General features: G+C 59.9%; 17 protein-coding genes and 1 pseudogene. 13 read left to right on the top strand and 5 right to left on the bottom strand.

Translation table 11 applies throughout. From position 1 onward, the window contains the following. Window positions 1-3: 3 nt before the first annotated feature. Window positions 4-1959, bottom strand: a complete 1956-nt coding sequence (gene betT, locus RHP74_RS01185) for a choline transporter BetT (RefSeq protein WP_169857611.1) — start codon at window positions 1957-1959, stop codon at window positions 4-6. A 427-nt stretch (window positions 1960-2386) separates the two neighbouring features. Further along, window positions 2387-3313 (bottom strand): serine O-acetyltransferase EpsC, encoded by a 927-nt coding sequence (gene epsC / locus RHP74_RS01180; protein WP_010464798.1) that lies wholly within the window; start codon window positions 3311-3313, stop codon window positions 2387-2389. A 190-nt stretch (window positions 3314-3503) separates the two neighbouring features. Here epsC and RHP74_RS01175 point away from each other — a divergent pair, with 190 nt between their 5' ends. The 13 genes and pseudogenes from RHP74_RS01175 to RHP74_RS01115 all read left to right on the top strand — a co-directional run bounded on the left by RHP74_RS01175 (window position 3504) and on the right by RHP74_RS01115 (window position 16788). Further along, a complete protein-coding gene (locus RHP74_RS01175; protein ID WP_311097285.1) occupies window positions 3504-4502 on the top strand; it encodes a D-cysteine desulfhydrase in 999 nt (332 codons plus the stop codon). A 248-nt stretch (window positions 4503-4750) separates the two neighbouring features. After that, complete coding sequence (tcyJ, locus tag RHP74_RS01170) at window positions 4751-5551, top strand: cystine ABC transporter substrate-binding protein (RefSeq protein WP_010464802.1); 801 nt, start codon at window positions 4751-4753, stop codon at window positions 5549-5551. Further along, window positions 5551-6216, top strand: coding sequence for a cystine ABC transporter permease (gene tcyL / locus RHP74_RS01165; RefSeq protein ID WP_010464804.1), 666 nt, complete (start codon window positions 5551-5553; stop codon window positions 6214-6216). The genes tcyJ and tcyL overlap by 1 nt, the downstream gene beginning before the upstream one ends. A 4-nt stretch (window positions 6217-6220) precedes the next feature. Beyond that, window positions 6221-6976: an L-cystine ABC transporter ATP-binding protein TcyN gene (gene tcyN / locus RHP74_RS01160; RefSeq protein ID WP_010464805.1), complete on the top strand. Its 756-nt coding sequence runs from the start codon at window positions 6221-6223 to the stop codon at window positions 6974-6976. A 491-nt stretch (window positions 6977-7467) separates the two neighbouring features. After that, the gene (locus tag RHP74_RS01155; RefSeq protein WP_102593417.1) at window positions 7468-8232 is read left to right on the top strand and encodes a hypothetical protein; all 765 of its coding nucleotides are present in this window, start codon (window positions 7468-7470) and stop codon (window positions 8230-8232) included. 323 nt (window positions 8233-8555) lie between these two features. After that, window positions 8556-9797: an SfnB family sulfur acquisition oxidoreductase gene (locus tag RHP74_RS01150; RefSeq protein ID WP_077747492.1), complete on the top strand. Its 1242-nt coding sequence runs from the start codon at window positions 8556-8558 to the stop codon at window positions 9795-9797. 23 nt (window positions 9798-9820) lie between these two features. Further along, a complete protein-coding gene (locus RHP74_RS01145) occupies window positions 9821-11014 on the top strand; it encodes an SfnB family sulfur acquisition oxidoreductase (RefSeq protein WP_311097276.1) in 1194 nt (397 codons plus the stop codon). After that, window positions 11014-12372, top strand: a complete 1359-nt coding sequence (locus RHP74_RS01140) for an LLM class flavin-dependent oxidoreductase (RefSeq protein WP_311097274.1) — start codon at window positions 11014-11016, stop codon at window positions 12370-12372. Before RHP74_RS01145 ends, RHP74_RS01140 begins: the two co-directional genes overlap by 1 nt. Window positions 12373-12515: 143 nt before the next feature. Continuing rightward, window positions 12516-13325 (top strand): MetQ/NlpA family ABC transporter substrate-binding protein, encoded by an 810-nt coding sequence (locus RHP74_RS01135; protein WP_172792016.1) that lies wholly within the window; start codon window positions 12516-12518, stop codon window positions 13323-13325. 2 nt (window positions 13326-13327) lie between these two features. Continuing rightward, window positions 13328-14449, top strand: coding sequence for an ATP-binding cassette domain-containing protein (locus RHP74_RS01130; RefSeq protein ID WP_311097271.1), 1122 nt, complete (start codon window positions 13328-13330; stop codon window positions 14447-14449). Beyond that, window positions 14439-15084: pseudogene (locus RHP74_RS01125) on the top strand (methionine ABC transporter permease). The gene RHP74_RS01130 and the pseudogene RHP74_RS01125 overlap by 11 nt, the downstream one beginning before the upstream one ends. Before the next feature lie 542 nt (window positions 15085-15626). Then, window positions 15627-15983 carry a DUF6124 family protein gene (locus tag RHP74_RS01120; protein ID WP_311097269.1) on the top strand — a complete coding sequence of 119 codons (357 nt, stop codon included), beginning with the start codon at window positions 15627-15629 and terminating at the stop codon, window positions 15981-15983. 175 nt (window positions 15984-16158) lie between these two features. After that, the gene (locus tag RHP74_RS01115; RefSeq protein WP_169857473.1) at window positions 16159-16788 is read left to right on the top strand and encodes a bifunctional 2-polyprenyl-6-hydroxyphenol methylase/3-demethylubiquinol 3-O-methyltransferase UbiG; all 630 of its coding nucleotides are present in this window, start codon (window positions 16159-16161) and stop codon (window positions 16786-16788) included. A gap of 114 nt (window positions 16789-16902) precedes the next feature. Here RHP74_RS01115 and RHP74_RS01110 read toward each other — a convergent pair whose 3' ends face one another. The 3 genes from RHP74_RS01110 to RHP74_RS01100 are packed head-to-tail and all read right to left on the bottom strand — an operon-like array spanning window position 16903 to window position 22120. After that, the gene (locus RHP74_RS01110; protein WP_010464825.1) at window positions 16903-19956 is read right to left on the bottom strand and encodes an efflux RND transporter permease subunit; all 3054 of its coding nucleotides are present in this window, start codon (window positions 19954-19956) and stop codon (window positions 16903-16905) included. After that, the gene (locus tag RHP74_RS01105; RefSeq protein ID WP_010464827.1) at window positions 19953-21020 is read right to left on the bottom strand and encodes an efflux RND transporter periplasmic adaptor subunit; all 1068 of its coding nucleotides are present in this window, start codon (window positions 21018-21020) and stop codon (window positions 19953-19955) included. The genes RHP74_RS01110 and RHP74_RS01105 overlap by 4 nt, the downstream gene beginning before the upstream one ends. Beyond that, entirely contained in the window at window positions 21017-22120 is a 1104-nt protein-coding gene (locus RHP74_RS01100; RefSeq protein ID WP_083375297.1) for an efflux RND transporter periplasmic adaptor subunit, read from the bottom strand. The genes RHP74_RS01105 and RHP74_RS01100 overlap by 4 nt, the downstream gene beginning before the upstream one ends. Window positions 22121-22491: the final 371 nt, after the last annotated feature.

Genomic DNA, 22491 nt, shown 5'->3' with positions numbered 1-22491 from the left:
CGTTCAACGCACCAAGTGCAAGAACTGCAAATGCCGTTCGTACTGATCAAGGATGTCGTTGATGATCTGCTCCTTGGTGTAACCCACCAGATCGTAGTCCTGGCTGCCCTCGCTCAAATGCACTTCGGCCCGGTAATAGCGGCGGTTGTTGAGTTCCTTGGAACCCATGCCACCACGGGCAAACGATGGCGTGAAGTAGCCACGCATCTGCACCTGATAGATAAACGGATGCTCTTCGCCGTGTCCGATTTCCAGGCTGACGTTGTCGTTGGCCGGGTCGGGCTGAGTGACCACGTTCAATCCTTTCTCGACGAACACGGCGCTCACTTCTTCGATCGCCGGGCGCACCGTGGTGTCGAGGAAGCGATAGACCTCATCGCGGGACGGGAAATGCACGGCCTGGGTCAAGCGCTGACGCCAACCGCCCCGCCGCGAGCCGGACACCGGCGCCAGGGAATGCAGCTGCGCGATCTGCTTTTGCGACTCCAGATAGAACGCCTTGTGCAGCCCCCACATCATCAGCAGCAAGATCATCGAGAACGGCAACGACGTCAGCACCACCGCTGACTTCAGCGCATCGATGCTGCCGGAGAACAGCAACGCACTGGTCACCAGCGCGGTCATCGCGCCCCAGAACACCCGCAGCCATTTCGGCCCGTCTTCATCCGGGTTGCCGCCCTTGGCGGAGAGCGTCGACAGCACCACGGTGCCGGAGTCGGCCGAGGTGACGAAGAACACGAAGCTGATGAACACCGTCACCGCGATGACGGTTTTGCTCCACGGGTAGGTTTCCAGCAGCAGGTAGAGGGTCATCGACGGATTGTCGACGGCCGACATGCCGAGTGCGGTCATGCCGTGGTTCAGGACCTGGTCGATGGCGCTGTTGCCGAAGATCGACATCCACGCCAGGGTGAAACCGAGCGGAATCAGCAACACGCCGAAGACGAATTCGCGAATGGTACGGCCACGGGAGATCCGTGCGATGAACAGGCCCACGAACGGCGACCACGCAATCCACCAGGCCCAATAGAACACGGTCCAGCCGCCCAGCCAGTCGCTGGGTTTGTCGTAGGCGTACAGGTCGAAACTCTTCATCGGCAACGCGCCGAGGTAGTCGCCGATGTTCTGGATCAGGGTGTTGAGCAAATGCTGCGTAGGACCGGCGAACAACACGAACAGCAACAGCGCACAGGCCAGCAGCATGTTGATGTCGGACATCACCCGCACGCCTTTATCGACGCCGGACACCGCAACGATGATCGCCGCGCCCATCATCAACGTGATCAGGCCGACCTGAATCCACTGGGTGTGAGCGATGCCAAACAGGTAGTCCAGGCCCGAGTTGAGGTGCAACACGCCAAAGCCCATGTCGGCGCCGAGGCCGAACACCGTGGCGATGATGCCGAAGCCGTCCACGGCGTAACCGATCGGGCCGTTGATGCGCTTGCCAATCAGCGGATAGAGCGCCGAACGCAAGGCCAGCGGCAGGTTGTGGCGGTAGGCGAAGTAGGCCAGCGCCATGCCGACAAAGGCGAACACGCCCCAGCCGTGCAGGCCCCAGTGCAGAAACAGAATCTGCATCGCCTGACGCGCCGCATCCGCCGTGCCGGCCTCGCCTTGCGGTGGTTGGGCCAAGTGAGTAAGCGGTTCGGACACGCAAAAGAAGAACAGCGTGATGCTGATCCCGGCGGCGAACAGCATGCCGGCCCAGGACAGGTAACTGAATTCGGGCTCGTCGTGGTCGGCACCGAGCTTGATCTTGCCGTAGCCAGACAAGGCGGTGACCACCACGAAGACCAGATACAGCGTCATCGCGAGCATGTAATACCAGCCGACCGTATTGGCCGCCCAGTTTTGCGCTTCCAGCAGCCAGGCGCCGGCCTGTTCAGGCATGGCAATGACGACGATGCCGAACAGCAGAATGAAGGTCGCCGCGAAATAAAACACCGGCGGATTCATGCGGACCTGGCCGCTTGGAGGGAGGGACGATGCACTCATGAAAGGTGCACCTCAAGGGGGTGAAACAGGGCAATCAATAACGGACTCGGCAAGGCAAGCCTCCTGTTGTGAACGGGCAGCAAACCGGCGGTTTAACTTGAATGAGCGTTCAAGTTAAACATGAATAGGGTGCTAAGGACTAATCGCAGGGCTCGGCGGTACGTTCTGTACGCTAGCTCAAGGATGGGTATGACGTGGGATTGGGGGGATTCGTTCAGCGGGAAATTAGCTAAATGCCATGATTACCGTGCGCCTTGAAATCCATTCGCGAGCAGGCTCGCTCCCACAGGGAGATGTGTCGTTCAAAAATCTGTGGTCCAACACCTATCCACTGTGGAAGCGAGCCTGCTCGCGATGAGGCCGGTGCAGTCAGCAGAAATTTCGAAGCTTACTTCTGCGTCCCGTCATCATGCTGCAAATTCGCCTGCGTCAGGTTGCACCCCGGCGGTACGCTACGGGTCAGCCAGACGTTGCCGCCAATGGTCGAGCCCTTGCCAATGGTGATCCGCCCCAGAATCGTCGCGCCGGCATAGATCACCACATCATCCTCAACGATCGGATGCCGCGGATGGCCCTTTTGCAACTGGCCGTCCTCATCCGAAGGGAAGCGCTTGGCGCCCAACGTCACGGCTTGATAAATCCGCACGCGTTCACCAATGATCGCCGTCTCGCCGATCACGACACCCGTCCCGTGATCAATAAAGAAGCTGCGACCGATCTGCGCCCCAGGATGGATGTCGATACCGGTGGCCGAGTGGGCGATTTCTGCGCTGATCCGCGCCAGCAGCGGCAGCCCCGAGCGGTACAAATGGTGCGCCAGGCGATGGTGGATTACCGCCAGAATCCCGGGATAGCACAACAGCACTTCATCGACGCTACGAGCTGCCGGGTCACCGTGATAGGCCGCCAGCACATCGGTGTCCAGCAAGCTGCGCAGCCCCGGCAACGCGAGGGCGAAATCCTGAATGATCGCAATAGTCTTGGCCTCCACTTCGGTGTCAGCTTCGGCGCTGTGACGAGCGGCGTAACGCAGTTCGAGTCGAGCCTGCGCCAGCAACGCGTTCAACGCGACGTCCAGCGTGTGCCCGACGTAGAAGTCTTCACTCTCCTCACGCAAATCCACCGGTCCCAGACGCATCGGAAACAAGGCACCGCACAGCGCTTCCAGTATCTCCGCCATGGCGGCCCGGGAAGGCAATTCGCGACCGCCCTGCTCGCCGCTGACTCGGCCGTTTTGTGCGCGCCACTGGTCCCGCGCAGTACGCAGTTGACTGACGATGGTCTGCAATTGCCAATGGCTGGAACGCTCGCTCACGGTAAAAACTCCTCACGGGCGGCCGGAGTGTCTGGCCGCGTTGTCGGCGATTACTTTACGGCAAGGTCTGGAGGCCGAATTAAGAACCAATTGTGCTGTGTTCAGTTCTTTTGGCTATAAGCGATTGACGGTTGCCCATGCATATAGCCGTGCCTATAGTCCTGACATCTTCCTTGGCCAGTACGGACCCATGATCAAACAACAGCTTGCCCGCTTTAACCGCCTCGACCTCCTCGGCCACCCTACCGCGCTTGAAAAACTCGAACGGCTGTCGACCTGGCTCGGCCGTGATCTGTACGTCAAACGCGATGACCTGACACCGCTGGCCATGGGCGGCAACAAGCTGCGCAAACTCGAATACCTGGCGGCCGATGCCTTGGCCCAGGGCGCCGACACGTTGATCACCGCGGGTGCGCTTCAGTCCAACCACGTGCGCCAGACTGCCGCCATTGCGGCCAAGCTTGGCCTGGGCTGCGTCGCGCTGCTGGAAAATCCATTGGGCACCGACGACGCCAACTACCTGGGCAACGGCAATCGGCTGCTGCTCGACCTGTTCGATGCCAAGGTCGAGCTGGTGGAAAACCTCGACAATGCCGACGAGCAACTGCAAGCCTTGGCCGACCGTTTACGCAATAACGGCAAGAAACCGTATGTGGTGCCGATTGGTGGCTCCAATGCGCTGGGCGCTTTGGGTTATGTGCGCGCCGGGCTGGAACTGGCCGCACAGATCAAGGACACCGGCCTGCAATTCGCCGCCGTGGTCCTGGCCTCGGGCAGTGCCGGGACCCACAGTGGTCTGGCGCTGGCACTGAGTGAAGTACTGCCGGATTTGCCAGTGATTGGTGTCACGGTGTCCCGTAGCGATGAAGATCAGCGCCCGAAAGTCCAGAGCCTGGCCGAGCGCACTGCCGAGTTGCTGGGCGTGAGCCTGCCGGAGAGTTTCAAGATCGAACTGTGGGACGAATATTTTGGCCCTCGGTATGGCGAGCCGAATGCCGGAACGCTGGCGGCGGTGAAGCTGGTGGCGAGTCAGGAAGGGTTGCTGCTGGACCCGGTTTACACCGGTAAAGCCATGGCCGGGTTGCTGGATGGCATCGGTCGTCAACGGTTCAACGATGGCCCGATCATTTTCCTGCATACCGGCGGGGCACCAGCGTTGTTTGCCTACAAGGACTCGCTGACCAGTTGAAGTACTCCTGTGGCGAGGGACCAAGCTCCCTCGCCACAGGGAATCGCGTGTATCTCATATGAAATAAAAGAATAACAAACACTATATTTATTATTTTCCTATCTAAAAGCACCATCATATAGTCACGCCGCAGGCGAATTTGCAGCGAGACGCATACGCTGCTTTAGGGCAGGATATCGCAGTCGTCCAAATCCCGATTTTGCCAACATTCCTAAAAGCGTCTTCATAAGAAAACACAGGGGCTTGTCATGAATTTTTCCGCACTACGTCGAAATCTGCTGGTCGGTTCGCTGGGCCTGGCGCTGAGCGCCGGTCTGCTGGGGCAGGCGGTTGCCGGTGAGCAGCTGCAAAAAATCAAGGACGCGGGCGTGATCAACGTCGGTCTGGAAGGCACTTACCCACCGTTCAGCTTCGTTGACGCCGACGGCAAACTGGCCGGTTTCGAAGTCGAGTTCTCCGAAGCCCTGGCCAAAGAACTGGGTGTGAAGGTCAAACTGCAACCGACCAAATGGGACGGCATCCTCGCGGCGCTGGAATCCAAACGTCTGGACGCAGTGATCAACCAGGTGACCATCTCCGAAGAGCGCAAGAAGAAGTATGACTTCTCCGAGCCGTACACCGTTTCCGGGATTCAGGCGCTGGTGCTGACCAAGAAGGCCGCGGAGCTGAACATCAAGTCTGCCGCCGATCTGGCCGGCAAGAAAGTCGGCGTAGGCCTGGGCACCAACTACGAGCAGTGGCTCAAAGACAATCAGCCAAAAGCCATCATCAAGACCTATGACGATGATCCGACCAAGTTCCAGGACCTGCGCGTCGGCCGCATCGACGCCATTCTGATCGACCGTCTGGCCGCCCTGGAATACGCCAAGAAAGCCAAGGACACCACCGCCGCCGGCGAAGCGTTCTCCCGTCAGGAAGCCGGTATTGCCCTGCGCAAAGGCGAGCCTGAGTTGCTGGCTGCGGTGAACAAAGCCATCGACAAGCTGCGTGCCGACGGTACGCTGAAAAAGCTTTCGGAAAAATACTTCAGCGCTGACGTCACTCAATAATGGAAGAAGCTTTTCAACTCGCACTGGACTCCCTGCCTTTCCTGCTCAAGGGGGCCTACTACACGGTCATCTTGAGCCTGGGCGGGATGTTCTTCGGCCTCATGCTGGGCTTCGGCCTGGCACTGATGCGCCTGTCGCGCTTCAAGCTGGTCAGCTGGATCGCCCGCATCTACGTGTCGTTCTTTCGCGGCACGCCGTTGCTGGTGCAACTGTTCGTGATCTATTACGGCTTGCCGCAATTGGGCATGGAACTCGATCCGCTGCCGGCGGCCCTGATCGGCTTCTCGCTGAATATGGCCGCTTACGCCTGTGAAATCCTGCGTTCCGCGATCAGCTCCATCGAGCGCGGTCAGTGGGAAGCTGCCGCCAGCATCGGCATGACCCGTGCGCAAACCCTTCGCCGGGCCATTATCCCGCAAGCGATGCGCACCGCATTACCGCCGCTGGGCAACAGCTTCATTTCGCTGGTCAAGGACACCGCGCTGGCCGCCACCATCCAGGTGCCGGAACTGTTCCGCCAGGCGCAGCTGATCACAGCACGCACCTTCGAAGTGTTCACCATGTACCTTGCCGCCGCGCTGATCTACTGGATTCTGGCCACGGTGCTCTCGCACCTGCAGAACAAGTTGGAAGAGCGGGTCAATCGGCACGACCAGGAGTCCTGACCCAATGATTGTCGTGGAAAAACTGACAAAGCAGTTCAAGGGTCAAGTGGTGCTCAACGGCATCGATCTGGAAGTGAAGGAAGGTGAGGTCGTCGCGATCATCGGGCCTAGCGGCTCGGGTAAAACCACCTTCCTGCGATGCCTGAATTTTCTGGAAGAACCCACCAGCGGCCGGATCAAGGTCGGTGACATCGAGATCGATGGCAGCCGCCCGTTGAACCAGCAGCAGAACCTGGTGCGGCGCTTGCGTCAGCACGTCGGATTCGTGTTCCAGAACTTCAACCTGTTCCCCCATCGCACCGCCCTGGAAAACGTCATCGAAGGCCCGATCATCGTGAAGAAGATCCCGCACGCCGACGCCGTTGCCCTGGGTAAAAAGCTATTGGCCAGGGTTGGCCTGGCGGGCAAGGAAGACGCTTACCCGCGACGCCTTTCCGGTGGTCAGCAGCAGCGTGTGGCAATTGCCCGCGCACTGGCGATGGAGCCGGAAGTGATCCTGTTCGATGAACCCACTTCAGCGCTTGATCCAGAGCTGGTGGGTGAAGTGCTGGCGACCATCCGCAGCCTGGCGGAAGAGAAGCGCACCATGGTGATCGTTACCCACGAAATGGGCTTTGCCCGGGACGTGGCCAACCGTGTGGTGTTTTTCGACAAGGGTGTGATCGTCGAGCAAGGCGAAGCCAAGGCGTTGTTTGCCAACCCGAAAGAAGAACGGACGAAGCAGTTTCTCAGCAAGTTCCTGAATAACACCAACCCTTAATATCGCTTCACTATTTGTCAACTTCCATGGATGGAAGTGACAACTTACCCCGCCACCCACATCGCTCGATTCTCTCTTCTCGTTCATTCGAACAATAGATCAATTTTTACAACTGCATGCGGTACATATATATGTTCTGCAACAGATTCAACGCGCCTAAAATCCGCCAGATCCAGTGCCATCAATGAGCACACCGTCGCCGCCACCCACGCCCGAAAATCAATAAATACGCGGCGAAATTCGACAGAGCGGTGCGGCATATTAACTTCAAGGCGTAGGATTTTTCTGAATAGCACTGAATACCCTACTTAACTAGTCAGTTCTATTGACACCTATTCAGGCGCACTCTTATCTAGTCCCCAGCAGGCGTCAACCATCGTTAAAAACCATTATTGAAACTTGCAAATAGTGAACAACTTTGTTGCTCGGTAATACACGCCTTTTGATTTTTTCAGAAACGGACTTCGCTGCAAGGCGTCAAGGAGAAACCCATGACAAGCACCTCGAATAAATCCGGACTTGCGGCCCCTACCCTGGCGCAATCCCACAAGACTGGCATCAATGTCACTTCGGCGGCCCATCTGCTGATCGATGTGGCGCCCTACCCCGGCATGGACGAAGGCGACCTGATCGAACTGTTCTGGGACAACTGCTACGTCGCCTCCCGCGTCCTCATGGCCGACGATGTCGGCGAAGTCGTCAGTCTGCGTGTGCCGCAAAGCTTCATTGCCAATGGCTCCTCCTGCATTCACTACCGCGTCATGCAAGTCGGACAGGGGCCGGCGCTGTCGCTCGCCACACGGGTACAGATCAAGCTCGATTGCCCGGGCGGTCAGCCACTCACGCTGTGCGGCCACGAAAACGAGCACCTGGCGCCAGTGGGCATCCCCGAAACCATTCGCCGTCAGGGGGTCAATCCGAACCAGATCAAGCGGGGCGTGCCGTTGACCATCGAGCCTTACCTGAACATGGCCGTCGACGATGAAATCACCCTGCGCTGGGGTGATGTGCGCATGGACCTGCCGCAGCTCAAGGCCGACGAGGTGGGCCAGCCGGTTCAGGTCTGGGTGCCGCCGGCGATCATTCTCGAAGCCGGCGAAGACCTTCGGCTGGAGGTGACTTACTGCATCCTCGATCGCGTGGGCAACAACTCTGGCTGGGCACCACCGCGCTGGCTCAAGATCGGTTGCAACAATCCCTATCTGAAAGTGCCGTTCAAAGAGCAATTGAAAGCCGCCGAAACGCGCAAAAAGTAAAAACACCGCCGTCCCTGTAGGAGCGAGGCTTGCCCGCGAAGGCGGAGTGTAGGGCACCTTTGATGTTGGCTGACGCACCGCCTTCGCGGGCAAGCCTCGCTCCTACAGGGGAAGCAACACCCTTCTATGCATATTCCCAAAAGTTAGTTTATTAATTTTTTATACACGCTTAGGGTATATGCACCGGACCACCGGACATTCTTGATTTTCGTTCGCCGCAACCCTCGCGGCGACTCCATGAGATGTGAGGTAGGTATGGTCCGGAACACAATCACCCCAGTGCAGATCGCCAGGGCATTGCGTGCAGCCAAGGAGCGGCACTGATGTCCAGTCTGGCAGATGCAATCGTTCAGAGTGATCTGGACATCGCCCCCCTGTTGTTGCCCGCGCAGGTCCTGCGCAACGACGCACAAGCCATCAAGGCCGCCCATGAGCTGGCGCAAGTCGCCCGCCTGCAAGCGGCCAAACGTGACCGGCAGCGCAAATTGCCATGGTCGCAAATCGAACAGTTCACCCGCAGCGGCCTGGGCAGCATTTCCATTGCGCGCGAGTACGGTGGCCCGCAGGTTTCGTTCGTCACCCTGGCCGAGGTTTTCGCGATCATTTCTGCGGCGGACCCGGCACTGGGACAGATCCCGCAGAACCAGTTCGGCATCCTGCACCTGGTACTCGGCAGCGCCACCGAGGCGCAAAAAAAACAGCTGTTCAAAAGCGTGCTCGAAGGCTGGCGCATCGGCAATGCCGGGCCGGAGCGCGGCACCAAAAACACCCTCGAACTCAAAGCACGAATCACCGCTGACGGGGATGGTTTTGTCATCAGCGGGCAGAAGTTTTACTCCACCGGCGCACTGTTCGCCCATTGGGTGGCGGTCAAGGCGCTGAACGACGACGGCAAGCAAGTGTTGGCCTTCGTCCGTCGCGGCACACCGGGCCTGCGCATTGTGGATGACTGGTCAGGCTTCGGTCAGCGCACCACCGCCAGCGGCACTATTTTGCTCAACAACGTGCGGGTCGACGCCGAGCTGGTGGTAGACAACTGGAAGATCAACGACAGCCCGAACATCCAGGGTGCCGTGTCGCAACTGATTCAAGCGGCCATTGACGCCGGTATCGCTCGCGGTGCCATCGACGACGCCATCGAGTTCGTGAAAACCCGTGCCCGTCCGTGGATCGACGCCAAGGTCGAGCGGGCCAGCGACGACCTCTACGTCATCGCCGATATTGGCAAGTTGAAAATTGAACTGCACGCCGCCGAGGCACTGCTGCGCAAGGCCGGACAAGTACTCGATGAGGTCAGCGCCGCGCCACTCACTGCCGAGTCCGCCGCGCGCGCGTCGATTGCCGTCGCTGAAGCAAAAGTGCTGACCACCGAGATCTCGCTGCTCGCCAGCGAAAAACTCTTCGAACTGGCCGGCAGCCGCGCGACTCTCGCCGAATTCAATCTCGACCGCCACTGGCGCAACGCCCGCGTGCACACGCTGCACGACCCGGTGCGCTGGAAATACCACGCCATCGGCAGCTATCACCTGAACGGCACGCTGCCCGCTCGCCACTCCTGGATTTAACGACCAGATCTCTGGAGAAACACATGACTCATTCTCACCACGTCGCGGTCATAACCAGCGATGAGCAAGCCCTGATCGTCGCTACCGATCTGGCCGAAGATTTCAAACGCGACAGCGCCCTGCGCGACCGCGAACGCCGTTTGCCGCACCCGGAGCTGGAAGTGTTTTCCCGCTCGGGTCTTTGGGGCATCAGCGTGCCCAAGGAATACGGCGGCGCCGGGGTTTCCAACGTGACCCTGGCCAAGGTCATCGCGCTGATTGCCCAGGCTGACGGCTCGCTCGGACAGATCCCGCAGAACCATTTCTACGCCCTCGAAGTGCTGCGCGTGAACGGCAGCGAAGAGCAGAAAAAACGCCTGTACGCCGAAGTACTCGCCGGCCAGCGCTTCGGCAATGCCTTGGCGGAACTGGGCACCAAAACCGCCCATGACCGCGTCACCAGCCTGACCCGCGACGCTGACGGTTATCGCATCAACGGGCGCAAGTTCTACGCGACCGGCGCGATCTATGCGCAACGCATTCCGACGTCGGTGGTGGATGAAAACGGCGTGCAGCAACTGGCGTTCGTCCCCCACAACAGCAAAGGCCTGACCGTCATCGACGACTGGAGCGGTTTCGGCCAGCGCACCACCGGCAGCGGTTCGGTGGTGTTCGAAGACGTCTACGTCGCCGCCGAAGACGTCATCCCGTTTCAAAGTGCGTTCGAGCGAGCGACCACCGTTGGCCCGCTGGCACAGATTCTTCACGCCGCCATCGACACCGGCATCGCCCGCGCCGCCTATGAAGATGCCCTGCACTTCGTGCGCACCAAAACCCGACCGTGGATCGACGCCACCCATGAAAAAGCCACTGACGACCCGCTCACCCTCAAGAGTTTCGGCCACCTGAGCATTCGCCTGCACGCCGCTGAAGCCTTGCTGGAACGCTCCGGCGAATTCCTCGACAAAGCCCAGGCCAACACCAACGCCGAGACCGTCGCTGCGGCCTCGATTGCCGTTGCCGAAGCCCGCGCCATCAGCACCGACATTTCCCTCGCCGCCGGCAGCACGTTGTTTGAACTGGCCGGCAGCCAGGCAACGCTGATCGAACACGGCCTCGATCGCCACTGGCGCAACGCGCGGGTGCATACCCTGCACGACCCGGTGCGCTGGAAGTATCACGCCGTCGGCAACTACTACCTCAACGATGAAAACCCTCCGTTGCGAGGGACCATCTGATGGCCGAGGCGAAAAAGAAGATCCTGCTCAACGCGTTCAACATGAACTGCATCGGGCACATCAACCACGGCTTGTGGACGCATCCACGGGACACCTCCACCCAGTACAAAACGATTGAATACTGGACCGAACTGGCGCAGTTGCTGGAACGCGGCTTGTTCGACGGTCTGTTCATCGCCGATATCGTCGGCGTGTACGACGTCTACCAGAACTCGGTGGACGTGCCTCTGAAAGAATCGATCCAGCTGCCAGTCAACGACCCGCTGCTGCTGGTTTCAGCCATGGCGGCGGTGACGAAAAACCTCGGTTTCGGCCTCACCGCCAACCTGACTTACGAACCGCCGTACCTGTTCGCCCGCCGCCTGTCGACGCTCGATCACCTGAGTCGCGGCCGGGTCGGCTGGAACATCGTCACCGGTTACCTCGACAGCGCCGCCAAGGCCATGGGCTTGAGCGAACAAGTCGAGCACGACCGCCGTTACGACCAGGCCGATGAATACCTCGAAGTGCTCTACAAACTCTGGGAAGGCAGCTGGGAAAACGGCGCGGTGTTGAGTGACCCGCAACAGCGGATCTACGCCCAACCGGAAAAAGTGCACAAGGTCGAACACAAGGGTGAGTTCTATCAGGTCGAGGGTTATCACCTCTGCGAGCCATCGCCGCAGCGCACGCCGGTGTTGTTCCAGGCCGGCAGTTCCGATCGCGGTTTGCTGTTCGCCGGGCGTCATGCCGAGTGCGTGTTCATCAGCGGGCAGAACAAACCGTCGACCAAGGTTCAGGTGGACAAGGTTCGCGCCAGCGCTATTGAAGCCGGGCGCAATCCAGAAGACATCAAGGTGTTCATGGGCTTGAACGTGATTGTCGGCGCCACCGAGGAGCTGGCCTGGGCCAAGCACGCCGAATACCTGAGTTATGCCAGCGCGGAGGCCGGTGTCGCGCATTTTTCGGCGTCGACCGGCATCGACTTCTCCGAATACGAGATCGACGAGCCGATCCAGTACGTGAAGAGCAATGCGATCCAGTCGGCGACCAAAAACCTGCAAAACAACGACTGGACCCGGCGCAAATTGCTCGAGCAACACGCCCTCGGCGGCCGCTACATCACGGTGGTGGGTTCGCCTGAGCAAGTGGCGGACGAACTGGAATCGTGGATCGCCGAGACCGGGCTGGATGGCTTCAACCTGACACGGATTGTCACGCCGGAAAGCTATGTGGATTTCATTGAGCTAGTGATTCCGGAGCTGCAGCGGCGTGGGTCGTACAAAACGGCTTATGACAACGGCAGCCTGCGGGAAAAGCTGTTTCACGGCGAAGCGCATTTGCCTGAGCAACATACGGGCTCGGCGTTTCGGCGCTAAAAGCTTCGCGGGCAAGCCTCGCTCCTACAGGTATTGGTCGTTCACAAATGTCCGGTACGGCGCTGAACCTGTAGGAGCGAGGCTTGCCCGCGAAGAGGCCCGCCCAAACACCCAAAATTTATGCACTGACTGGAAACCCCATCATGAAAAAGACCTGCCTCTCCCACCCAGTCAAAGCACTGGCCCTGGCCCTCGGCCTCTTCAGCTCTGTCACCTTCGCCGCCGACGCGCCGCTGAAAGTCGGCACCACCGCGGCCTTCGCCATCCCGCTGGAAGCCGCCGTCGAGGAAGCCAAAAAACAAGGCCTGCAAGTCGACCTCGTGGAGTTCAGCGACTGGATCGCCCCCAACGTCAGCCTCGCGGCCGGCGACATCGACGTGAACTATTTCCAGCACGTCCCGTTCCTGGAAAACGCCAAGGCTGCCGCCGGTTTTGACCTGGTGCCGTTTGCGCCGGGGATCATCAACAACGTCGGCCTCTACTCGAAAAAATACAAAAGCTTCGACGAACTGCCGCAAGGCGCCAGCGTCGCCATCGCCAACGACCCGATCAACAGCGGTCGCGGCCTGCAACTGCTGGCCAAGGCTGGCCTGATTACCCTCAAGCCGGGTGTCGGCTACAAGGCCACCGAAGAAGACATCATCGCCAACCCGAAGAACATCAAAATCCTCCAGGTTGAAGCGGTACAGCTGGTGCGCGCCTATGACGATGCCGATCTGGTGCAGGGCTACCCGGCGTATATCCGGCTGTCGAAGACCTTCGATGCCGGTTCGGCGTTGCTGTTCGACGGTCTCGATCACAAGGAATACGTGATTCAGTTCGTGATCCAGCCCAAGAGCAAAACCGATCCGCGCCTGATCAAGTTTGTCGATATCTACCAGCACTCGCCGGCTGTTCGTGCAGCCTTGGATAAAGCTCACGGCAAGCTCTATCAAGCCGGCTGGGAAAGCTGAGGATGACGGCCGCGATCCAACGGCGACTGGAGATTCCAGAGCCACATAAAGCCGAACAGACCGAACTGCACCCGGACCTGAACCGCGCTCATGTGCGCTTCATCGGCCTGGGCAAAACCTACACCGGTCAGCAGGGTCCAGTGGCGGCGTTGCACGGCATCGACCTGGCGATCCAGCGCAGTGAAGTGTTCGGCATCATCGGTCGCAGCGGCGCTGGCAAGTCGTCGCTGATCCGCACCATCAACCGTCTCGAACAACCGAGCAGCGGCCGGGTGCTGATCGATCAAGTGGACATCGGCGAGTTCGATGAAGACCGCCTGGTCGCGCTGCGCCGACGGATCGGCATGATCTTCCAGCACTTCAATCTGATGTCGGCCAAGACCGTTTGGCAGAACGTCGAATTGCCACTGAAAGTCGCTGGTGTGCCCAAGGAAAAACGCGATCAGAAAGTCCGCGAACTGCTGGAGTTGGTCGGCCTGCAAGGCAAGCACAAGGCGTATCCGGCGCAGCTGTCCGGCGGACAGAAACAGCGTGTTGGCATCGCCCGCGCGTTGGTGCATGACCCGGAGATCCTGCTGTGTGACGAAGCCACATCGGCACTGGACCCGGAGACCACGCAATCGATCCTCGGCCTGCTACACGAGATCAATCAGCGGCTGGGTTTGACCATCGTACTGATCACCCACGAGATGGCGGTAATCCGCGATATCTGTGATCGGGTGGTGGTGCTGGAACACGGAAAAGTCGTCGAGCAAGGGCCGGTCTGGAAAGTCTTTGGCGACCCGCAGCATGAAGTCAGCAAGACCCTGCTCGCGCCGCTGCAACACGCTCTGCCGGAAGAACTGCAAAGCGGTTTGCGCCCACAACCTCAGTCCTCGGACGCGGCGGTTGTGTTGCGTTTGCGCTTCACCGGCAGCGCCACAGACGAACCGGATCTGGCAGCGCTGTTCAGCGCCCTCGGCGGTCGCGTGAGGTTGCTGCAAGGTGGCGTGGAACGCATTCAGGGCCACGCGCTGGGGCAATTGCTGCTGGCGGTGACGGGGTCGTCCTTGGGCGCCGAGCAACTGCGTCAGCGCGCCGGCCACTGGGCGCAACAGGTGGAGGTGCTCGGTTATGTGGTTTGATCGTTTGTTGCAAGGCTTCATCGACACGTTTCTGATGGTGGGCGTGTCGTCGCTGATTGCGCTGCTGGCGGGGATTCCGCTGGCGGTCATCCTGGTCACCAGCACCCAAGGCGGCATCTACGAAGCACCGGCGCTGAACCGTGCACTGGGCGCCTTCGTGAACCTGTTCCGCTCGATTCCGTTTCTGATTCTGATGGTGGCGCTGATTCCGTTCACCCGGTTGATCGTCGGCACCACTTACGGGGTCTGGGCCGCGGTGGTGCCGCTGACGATTGCAGCCACGCCGTTCTTTGCGCGCATAGCCGAAGTCAGTTTGCGCGAGGTGGATCACGGTTTGATCGAAGCGGCCCAAGCGATGGGTTGCCGGCGCTGGCACATCGTCTGGCATGTGCTGTTGCCCGAGTCGCTGCCGGGGATTGTCGGTGGTTTCACCATCACGTTGGTGACCATGATCAACTCGTCGGCCATGGCCGGGGCCATTGGTGCGGGGGGGGTTGGGGGACATTGCGTATCGGTATGGGTATCAGCGGTTTGACAGCCAGATCATGCTGACGGTGATTGTGTTGCTGGTGGTATTGGTGGCGATCATCCAGCTGGGTGGGGATCGCTTGGCTCGGGGGCTCAACAAGCGCTGAACACGGTCAAGGTTGTAGCGCTTTTGTGGCGAGGGAGCTTGCTCCCGCTCGATTGCGCAGCAATCGCAAGATCTTTAGACCGGGTTTATCTGACACACCTCATTGAATGGCTGGGGGCTGCTTCGCAGCCCAGCGGGAGCAAGCTCCCTCGCCACAAAAGTGTCCTCGACACGGGCAATTTCCCTCGCAACAGGGGGAACATTTCCCACAGGAAAATCAGTGTGCCTACAGGCCTGGTCCCTTTCATTTGCAGGACATTTCCTAGATCATTCCGCTCGCTTGCGCCTGCCAAATTCGGTGGCTAGTCTCGGTCCGTCACTGCTCATCAGTGATCGGGTTTAGTAGCCCGGAACAATAGGCGTATGGCGGTTCCATGCTCATGCCCGGTGTTGCTTGCCGCGTGCAGAAAATGGTGGCTGTACGTGGGGCACTCTCGGGTGCACCGGTTTTCCTATTGACCGGCCTACTACCTGCGTACAGCTGCCACCCACCGCTTAGTAGGCGAAGGTGTCGGCTTCCCTGCAGCAATAGGAGCAACGCCAATGAAAAGATCTGTCCCCGATCCACCTCCCGAAACATCCACCCAAGACAAACCCACCGACGATCCACTCAGAGATCGTTCCGCCCTTTATCGTGCGATCGATTTCTACCTCACCGGAGAACAGCCTTCGGCCCCCGATGAACTGCGGTTCTACAACGTCAGTGAAGACGTGAGCTTTGAAGACACCCAACTCTATGTTGCGGATTTGCTGCGCTGCGCTTCAGTCACCGCGTATCAGTGTGGCGATCACCTCAAGGGGGCGGATCGAGCCATGGTGTTTTCCGTTTGGCATTTGCTGGAGATTGCCAAAGCCATGATTGATCGCTCCATTGATTGTTTGGGGATGAAGCAGGGCTGACATCGGTCGGCAGTGAAATCGCCTTCGCGGGCAAGCCTCGCTCCTACAGGAGTACGCGTCTGTCGAAACAACTCGATCAACTGTAGGAGCGAGGCTTGCCCGCGAATGGCTGCGAAGCAGCCCCACGTCTGATGGCGTATATTCGGCCATATCCCCATTGCCTGCGCAGCCGACCATGAAGCAAACCCCCGACGACCTCCAGAAGATCACCGCCACCACCCTGGGCCATTACAACTCGGTGGCCGAAGGTTTTCGCGAGGGGACTCGCGATCATGATGTCAGCCAGAACATCGATGCCCTGCTGCGGCATATTCAGGGCGAGGCGCCGTTCGACATTCTCGATTTCGGCTGTGGGCCGGGGCGGGATTTGCAGACGTTCACGCGCATGGGCCACAGGGCTGTCGGGCTCGATGGTTCGGAAAAGTTTGCGCAGATGGCGCGTGAGGACAGTGGATGCGAAGTATGGCAGCAGGACTTTCTGAAGCTGGACCTGCCGGATGAACGCTTCGACGGGATTTTTGCCAATGCGGTGTTGTTTCATATCCCGCGCCAGGAATTGCCTCGGGTGTTGAAGGAGTTGCGCAGGGCGTTGAAGCCAGGTGGCGTGTTGTTCAGTTCCAATCCTCGCGGCGAGAATCAGGAAGGGTGGAATGGGCCGCGTTATGGGGCTTACCACGATCTTGCGGCGTGGCAGCAATTACTGACTGAGGCGGGGTTTGTGGAGCTGGAGCATTACTACCGGCCGGCGGGGCTGCCGCGGGAGCAGCAGCCTTGGTTGGCGAGTGTGTGGCGCAAGCCGGTGTAGCCTGACAGGACGCCATCGCGAGCAGGCTCGCTCCTACAGTTGACCGAGTTGTCCAGACGGACGCGGTCCCCCTGTAGGAGCGAGCCTGCTCGCGATGAGCGCGTAGCGCTCGCCTTACTGCACCTCTTTCTGCGGCTCGCGGATTTTGTACCAGGCGACATAAAGCGCTGGCAAAAACAGCAGCGTCAGCAACGTCGCAATAATGATCCCGCCAATCATGGCGTAAGCCATCGGCCCCCAGAACACTTCCCGGGCAATCGGGATCATCCCCAGGCTGGCCGCCGCAGCGGTCAACAGAATCGGTCGGCGTCGATGCTCCGTGGCCTGCGCGACGGCATCCCAAGGTGAAACGCCCTCTTTCTCCAAGGCGTCGATCTGGGTCACCAGGATCACCGAATTGCGGATGATGATGCCGATCAACGCCAGAATCCCCAGGATCGCCACAAAGCCCATTGGCGTGCCCGTCGGGATCAACGCCAGCACCACGCCGATCAGCCCGAGCGGCGCGACACTCGCCACCAGGAACAGTTTCTGCACGCTGTGCAGCTGGATCATCAGGAAGGTCGCCATCAGAAACAGCATCAGCGGCACCACCTTGGCAATCGGCCCTTGGGCCTTGCCGCTTTCCTCCACCGTGCCACCCGTGGCGACCGAGTAACCCACCGGCAAACCGGCGGCGAATTTATCGATGGCGGGGTTGAGCTGTTTCACCAGGTCAGTCGGCTGAATCTCATCACGCACCGCCGCCTTGATGGTGATGGTCGGTTTACGGTCACGGCGCCAGACCAGCGGTTGCTCGAGTTCATAGCGCACCGTGGCGAACGCCAGCAGCGGAATCGACGTGCCGCTCGGGGTCACGATCTGCAAGTTTTGCAGGGTTTCCGGCGTGCCACGTTCCGCGTCCACCGCGCGCCCCACGACGTTGATCAGGTAGATATCGTCATCGACCTGAGTCACCGGCGAACCAACCACAATGCTGTTCATCAGGTTGGCCACGTCTTCCGACGACAGCCCCAGTTGCCGCGCCTTGTCCTGGGCGATCTCGATGCGCAGGACTTTGCCCGGTTCGTTCCAGTCGTAAATGATCTCGCCGATGTGCGAGTTCTTGTCCAGCTCGGTGGCCAGGGCGATGGCGTGCTTGCGTACCTGATCGATGTCCTTGCCGCTGACCCGGTACTGAATCGGGCGACCCACCGGCGGGCCCATTTCCAGCGCCTGGACGTAGCTGCCGATGCCGACGAAATCCTTGCGCAGCCGTTCGCGCAAGCGCTGACTGAGGGCGTTGCGCGATTCCAGGCCTTTGCTGACGATCACCAGTTGCGCGTAGTACGGGTTCTGTAATTGCTGGTCGAGGGGCAGGTAGAAACGGATTGCGCCTTCGCCGATGTAAGTGCTCCAGCGCACGATATCCGGGTCATCCTTGAGCGTCGCTTCGAGCTTGTCCACCGCCTTGCGGGTTTCGGCCATCGAGGCGTTTTGCGGCAGGTTGAGGTCGACGAGGATTTCCGGGCGGTCCGACGACGGGAAGAACTGGTTCTGCACGAACTGCATGGAAAACACCGAGGCCACGAACAGCGCAATGGTGATACCGATCGCCCACCAGCGATTGCGCATGGCCCAAAACATCCCGTAATTGAATGCACGGCCGATGCGCCCGGGCTCGGCGTCATGGGGTTTCACCTTGGCGCTGAGAATGTGCACGCCGATCACCGGGGCAAACAACACAGCGACAATCCACGACACCAGCATCGCCACCGCAATAACGGCAAACAGGGTGAAGGTGTACTCGCCCGCCGAGCTGGCGTTGAGACCAATCGGCACGAACCCGGCGACTGTCACCAATGTGCCGGTGAGCATGGGGAACGCCGTGGAGGTGTAGGCAAACGTCGCCGCCTGCTCCTTGGTCTCGCCCATTTCCAGGCGTGTGACCATCATTTCGACCGTGATCATTGCGTCGTCCACCAGCAGGCCGAGGGCGATGATCAATGCGCCGAGGGAAATCCGCTGCATGGTGATGCCGCTGTATTCCATGAAGATGAACACCATGGCCAGCACCAGCGGGATCGAGCACGCCACCACCAGCCCGGCGCGCACACCGAGGCTGACGAAGCTGACGATCAGCACGATCACCACCGCTTCGAACAAGGCACTGGTGAAGCCGCCGACGGCTTTTTCCACTACTTCGGCCTGATCGGACACAGTGTGCACACCAACGCCCACCGGCAAGTCTGCGGTCAGGTCGGTCATGCGCTGGTGCAACGCCTTGCCGAACTCCTGGATGTTGCCGCCCTTCTTCATGGCGATGGCAAGGCCGATGGCCGGGTGACCGTTGAAACGGAACTCCGGGGTCGCCGGGTCTACGTAGCCACGGCTGATGTCGGCGATGTCGGCCAGGCGGTAGAAGCGGTCATTTAGCCGCAGGTTGACGTTGGCCAGGTCTTTCTCGGAAGCGAACTGCCCCGAGGTGCGCACCGAGATGCGCTCCGGACCGGACTCGATCACACCGGCCGGGGTCACCGAGTTCTGGGTTTGCAGGCTTTGCACCACCTGGCGTTGATCGATACCCAGCGCCGCCAGTTTACGAGTGGAGAAATTCAGGTAGAGGACTTCGTCCTGCTCACCGACCATCTCGACCTTGCCCAGCCCCGGCACTTCACGAATTTCAGCGCGAACCTGTTCCACGTAATCGCGCAACTGGCGCATCGACAAGCCGTCGGCGGTGAAGGCGTAGACCGAACCGAACACATCACCGAATTCGTCGTTAAATCCCGGCCCTTGCAGGCCTTGGGGGAAGTCACCGCGAATGTCGTTGATCTTCTTGCGCACCTGGTACCAGATTTCCGGGATGTCCTTGGCACTGGTGGTGTCGCGCAGGTTGACGAACACCGTGGACTCGCCGGGCCGGGTATAGCTTTTCACGTAATCGAGGGAGTCCAGCTCTTCGAGTTTTTTCTCGATGCGATCCGTGACCTGCTTGAGGGTTTCTTCCTGGGTCGCGCCCGGCCAGCGGGTCTGTATGACCATGGTTTTGATGGTGAACGACGGGTCTTCCTCGCGCCCCAGGTTCATGTACGAGAACACGCCCATCAGCAGCGCGACGAACATCAAATACCAGACAAACGACTGATGCTTGAGGGCCCATTCGGATAAGTTGAAACTCCCTTTCATTGGGGGCTGTCCTCGTCGATTTTCACTTTCTGTCCGGGTTTCAGGCTGTTCACACCCGCGCTGACCACCCGCTCACCCGACTTCACACCGTTGGCCAGGACCATGGTCGAATCGGTGCGGCTGAGAAGGTTGACGTCCCGTGGGGCAACGGTCTGGGTCTGCGTATCGACGACCCAGATGCGCGATTGCCCACCGACCTCCTGTAGCGCACTCAAGGGCAGTTCGATGCGGGGCTTGATCGCGGAGCTGAGGGTGACGCTGATCGCTGTGCCCAGGCGAAAACCGGGCGGTGTGTCTGTCAGGGTCAGGCGGGCTCGACGGGTACGGGTCGCACTCTGGGCCTGGGGCTCGATTTCACGAACAGTGGCCGTCGTGTTGATACTCGGGTCCAGTTGCGCCGCAACTTGAAAGACGACGTCGCTCGGGAGTTGGTCGACCAGGGTGTCCGGCAGGTCGATCACCGCTTCCTTGATGTCCGGCTGCGCCAGGGTCACCACTTGCTGGCCGGCGGTGACGACTTGCCCGGCTTCGGCATTCCACGCGGTGACGATGGCTTTGTGGTCCGAGCGCAATTCGACATAGTTGAGCTGATCCTTGGCCTGATCGACCGCCGCCTTCGCTTGATCGAGAGAGGCCTGGGTGGTCTTCAGGTCGGTCTGCGCGACATCGAGTTGCGCCTGGGCGCCGACGCCGCGATCGAACAATTCCTGCTGCCGCCGGGCGCTGGCCTGGGCGTTGATGTATTGCGCCTGGACGCTGGCCAGATCGCCCTGAGCGGAACGCAGCTGATTCTGCTGATCGGTAGGGTCCAGGGTGGCGAGCAGCGCGCCCTTTTCCACTTCGGCACCGACATCGACGTTACGGCTGGCAATGCGCCCCGGCACGCGGAACCCGACATTGCTTTCATAGCGGGCCTGGATGCTGCCGGCGAAGCGGCCGAGATGTTCCTCGTCCAGCGATTCGACCTTGACCGACAGCACCGGACGTATCGGCTCCGGCGGCGGTTCCTCTTTCGAGCAAGCCGCCAGCATCATCGCCGTGCACACCAATAACAGACGCTTCATGGCTGAGCTTCCACAGCAAGATCCTTGTAGGTGTTTTCGGCGATTTCAACTTTCACGCCGGGGTGCAGCAACTGACCGCCCGCGATGACGACTTTTTCGCCGCTCTGCAGGCCGGCGCTGATGATCACTTTGCCGGTCAGGTAACGACCGACCGTAACATTGTGCAGTTGCGCCTTGCCCTCGCCATCCACCAGCCATACCGCCGGATCGCTGAGGTTTTTGGTCAGGGCCGACCACGGCAATTCCACGGCGGACTTGCCCGGTGTCTTGGCCGTAGCGCTTACCACCGAGCCCAGTTGCATGCCCTCGGGCAGGCTGTCGAGGGTGACTTTGACTTGCACGGTGCCGGTCTGCGCGGACACCGCCGGGGTGATCTCCCGCACGGTGCCAGTGGTTTTGATCGACGGGTTGTCGAGCAGGCTGACCACGATGGTTTTATCCTCCGGCGCCTCGGCCAGCAGCGATTCGTAAACGTTGAACACCGCGTCACGCTCACCATCGCGCGCCAGGCTGAAAATCGGCACCGTCGCCTGCACCACCTGGCCGACCTCGGCCTGACGCGCCGTAATCACGCCTGGCGCCTCGGCAATCAGCGCGGTGTAGCCGAGTTGTTCGCGAGCGTTGGCAAGCTGCGCCTGAGCAGCGGTCAGCGCGCTCTGACTGCTGCGCAAGGCGGCTTGCGCGGAATCGTATTCGCTTTGGCTGGTGTAGCCCTTGGGCAGGAGTTTTTGCTGGCGGACAAACGCGGCGGCGGTCTGTTTGACCCGGGCCTGCTCGGCGGTGACTTGGGCCTGGGCCGAATTGACGCTGGTCTGCAGGTCTTTGGGATCGAGTCTGGCCAGCACTTGTTTGGCCGACACTCGGTCACCGACATCGACCATGCGCTGAATGATCTTGCCGCCCACGCGGAACGACAACTCAGTCTGGACCCGGGCCTGAACATCGCCGGTGAGCGTCACCGACGCGGCGTAATCCAAGGGTTTGACCTCCTGGACGAAGACCCGTGGACGGTCCTTCTCGACCGGTTTTTTATCGCCACACGCGGTCAGTAGTGCAAGGAGGCTCAGACCAACCGCTATTTTCAATCCGGGACCAGCCATGCAGACTCCTTTGCGTTGTACGGACGTGCCAATGGCGATACGACTGTGAGCTTAGAACAGGGTTCCATGGGTGCACCTGACGCCCTCAAATAAAGCCATCAAGTCACAAATCTTGTAGCACGCGGCGGAGCCCACTGAGAGCCAGCCTGAGGTTCGGATGACGGTCGTGTTGGCCAGCTTCACGTCGACCTTGTCGCATCACGCAAAAAACTATCTCGCGGATTTGTCGCGGCGAAAGAAGACGACTATTTTCCTTGCAGCTGTAGGAGGGATCTTTTTTTCAAAAAGCCCCTCCAAGGACGCACAGCTTTTGGCCAGACTCCCTGGCTGAACCCTCACAAGGAAGAGAAAAATGGCTGAGATGAAAGTGC

This window comes from Pseudomonas sp. SG20052 (assembly GCF_031766055.1).
GTDB lineage: Bacteria > Pseudomonadota > Gammaproteobacteria > Pseudomonadales > Pseudomonadaceae > Aquipseudomonas > Aquipseudomonas mandelii.
Note: the sequence above shows the minus strand (reverse complement) of the source record. Positions and strands in the feature narration are given on the sequence as shown.